The 2584-nt window shown below is 60.3% G+C and carries 5 protein-coding genes; 4 read left to right on the top strand and 1 reads right to left on the bottom strand.

Annotated elements, in window-relative coordinates; translation table 11 throughout:
• The 4 genes from VI25_RS22710 to VI25_RS29115 all read left to right on the top strand — a co-directional run.
• Positions 1-183: glycoside hydrolase family 2 TIM barrel-domain containing protein (locus tag VI25_RS22710; RefSeq protein ID WP_152981797.1), on the top strand; the 183-nt coding region annotated here is incomplete at its 5' end.
• Positions 183-1268, top strand: a complete 1086-nt coding sequence (locus tag VI25_RS22715; RefSeq protein WP_055562957.1) for a DUF4982 domain-containing protein — start codon at positions 183-185, stop codon at positions 1266-1268. The genes VI25_RS22710 and VI25_RS22715, both read left to right, overlap by 1 nt.
• Entirely contained in the window at positions 1211-1468 is a 258-nt protein-coding gene (locus tag VI25_RS22720) for a hypothetical protein (protein ID WP_055562958.1), read from the top strand. The genes VI25_RS22715 and VI25_RS22720 overlap by 58 nt, the downstream gene beginning before the upstream one ends.
• A gap of 5 nt (positions 1469-1473) precedes the next feature.
• Positions 1474-1596 carry a hypothetical protein gene (locus VI25_RS29115; protein ID WP_161807043.1) on the top strand — a complete coding sequence of 41 codons (123 nt, stop codon included), beginning with the start codon at positions 1474-1476 and terminating at the stop codon, positions 1594-1596.
• A 95-nt stretch (positions 1597-1691) separates the two neighbouring features.
• On the opposite strand, the gene VI25_RS22725 is transcribed toward VI25_RS29115, so the two are convergent.
• Positions 1692-2584: glycoside hydrolase family 9 protein (locus tag VI25_RS22725; RefSeq protein WP_262490009.1), on the bottom strand; the 893-nt coding region annotated here is incomplete at its 5' end.

The following is a 2584-nucleotide window of genomic DNA, read 5'->3' on the forward strand; positions in this document are numbered from 1 at the left end:
CTAACACCGAGTATCATCAGTTGGTCGATTGGCAACGAGGAATGGGGCATTGAAAACAGTGCGACGGGCGCGCGCATTGCCACCACCATGCAGGCCTACGCGCACAGCCTCGACTCGACACGACTCTGCACGGCTGGCATCAGCGGGGCTTCCGGAGCGGCATTTCGGATGTACTGGAAGTAATGGGCTACAACTACCTAGGCAACGGCGATATCGACGCCCACCACCGGCAGTTTCCCAACCAGCCCGGCATGGGCACGGAGGAAGGCTCCACGTTTGCCACCCGCGGCGTGTACGTGACCGACCCGCGGCTGCACTACCAGGCCGCCTACGACCAAAAGCCCCGGCCTTCGTTCTACAGCATTGAGGAAGGGTGGCGCTTCTACGCCGAGCGGCCCTACTTGGCCGGTCTGTTTATCTGGACGGGCTTCGACTACCGTGGGGAAGCCACGCCCTACCAGTGGCCCTCGGTTACGTCGTACTTCGGGATGATGGACTTGTGCGGCTTTCCCAAGGACAATGTGTACTACCTCCGCTCGTGGTGGAGCCAGCAGCCTACCCTGCACTTACTGCCGCACTGGAATTGGCCCGCCCGCCAGGGCCAGCCCATAAACGTGTGGGCCTACACCAACTGCGATGAAGTAGAACTGTTCCTGAACAAGAAAAGCCTTGGTAGGAAAGCCGTGCCGCTGAATTCTCACGTGGCCTGGCAAGTCAACTACGCACCGGGCACGCTGGAAGCCCGCGGCTACAAAAACGGCCGGAAGACGCTGACGGAGGTGGTCAGAACTACGGACCAGGCCGCCGCCATTCAGCTCACTCCGCACAAAACCGCGCTCCAAGCCGACGGCGAGGACCTAGCAGTGGTAACCGTGGCCGTAACCGACCGCCGCAACCTGACCGTACCAACCGCCAACGAGGACATCACCTTTTCCATCAACGGCCCCGGCAGAATTATCGGTGTTGGCAACGGCAACCCTACGTCGCGGGAAAAGGATAAGTTCGTGGAAACCAGTCAGATGGTGGCTATCCAGGAAGTGGAGGAAGCACCCGTGGCTAGCTTGGCGGCGGGCGTAGCGGCGCAGGCGCAGTACCAATCTGCTACCTGGCAGCCCGCCTTCGTGCAGCGCGACTACAAAAATCTGGCGCCCGCCTACCGTCACCGGGGCACCTTTGAGTTACCCGCTGAGGTTGCCACGCCCAGGTCACGTTGTTCTACAACAGCATTGGCCGGGAGCAGCACCTTTTTATCAATGGGCAGGAAATAGCCAAAGACCTGAAGCAGAGCCCGGAAGGAAACGTGTTTCGTCTGGCGCCAACTCTGCTCAAGCCGGGTCAGAATACCATCGAGATAGTGGCAACGCCCCTGACCAAAGAACATGACTGGGATGTGGTGAACACTAATTTCGGCACCATTCAGGTGTTTATCCGGCGGCGCCCTGGCAGCGGAAGACGTTCAACGGCCTAGCCCAGGTGCTGGTTCAGACAACAAAAGAATCCGGCACCATCACCCTCACCGCCACGGCAAAGGGTCTGAAAATGGCCACGCTAAAGCTGAAAACCGAAAAAGCGCCTGCCCGTCCCGCCATCCTGTAGCTACCTAGTCAGCTTGACCGTCGTGCTGCAACGTCTCGACTTTCTGGAACAGGTTCAAGTTTGTATATGGAGTAGCAACACAATACGTTGTGTCGCTACCCTATATACCCTTCACAAATCTTCCCTGATGTCGGAGCTACTTTAGCTTGGTTTGGAGTGCTTCCAGCGCCGCTGCCAGATATACTAGGGGTGCATTCCAGTTGATGGCAATTTCGTTGGAGGCGTAGGAGCACACGTTGTCGGAGTAGGCTAGGGCGGGCAGCGTCGGAAGGGTAGGCGCAGCTGTCCTGGCGACCGGGGTTGGGGCCGCCTACCAGCAAACCGGGTACTGGCGCGGCTATGCCATCGGCCTCCGAGGGCCGGTGGTGCGGGTGCTGCGGCGACTTGGTGCCGCTACCCGTGAGGAAGGAATAGCCAGTGGCATTGCGGCCCAGCAGGTAGTCTAGGTTAGAAAGCGCCGCCTGCAAATATTGCGGCTTGCTGGTGAGGCGGTAGGCTTGAATAAGCAAAATTCCCTGGTTGGCTGCTGTGGCACTCCCGCCCCAGGTATAGTCGGCGGCCCGTTTGCCCATCACCGTTTGGTAGGCCTGGGCCGTGTAGTTCTGCTGTAGGGCATCGGCGGCGGCAATCAGGCGGGCTTCCAGCTTGGGCACCTCTTGGCGGGCAGTGGGCGTGAGGACAGCCTTGCTGCGCGCCAACGAGTAGTAAGCCAGCGCCCGCACTTGATTCCAGGCGGGGGCAGGCACCTGCTCATCCGGAAACAGCGGCACGGCCGTGTAGTAGCGGTCGTCCTTGGTGGTGATGTACAGCTCGGTAGCCGCCCAGATAAACTCGTCCTGCATGGAGTTGTCGTCGTAGGCGCCGTCACGATGGCCGGCTGAAACTGCTTGTTCATCTCGTTTTGCCGGTAGAGCACGGCCGGGTGAACCTGCGCCCAGTCCCACGCCTGCCGCGATGCCCGCAAGCAGGAGTCGGCCAGGCCGGGCAA

The organism is Hymenobacter sp. AT01-02, from assembly GCF_000961955.2.
GTDB classification, from domain to species: domain Bacteria; phylum Bacteroidota; class Bacteroidia; order Cytophagales; family Hymenobacteraceae; genus Hymenobacter; species Hymenobacter mucosus.

Coding starts and splice junctions, on each gene's coding strand:
- VI25_RS22715 (WP_055562957.1), top strand. CDS start 183: ATGGGCTACAACTACCTAGGCAACGGCGATATCGACGCCCACCACCGG.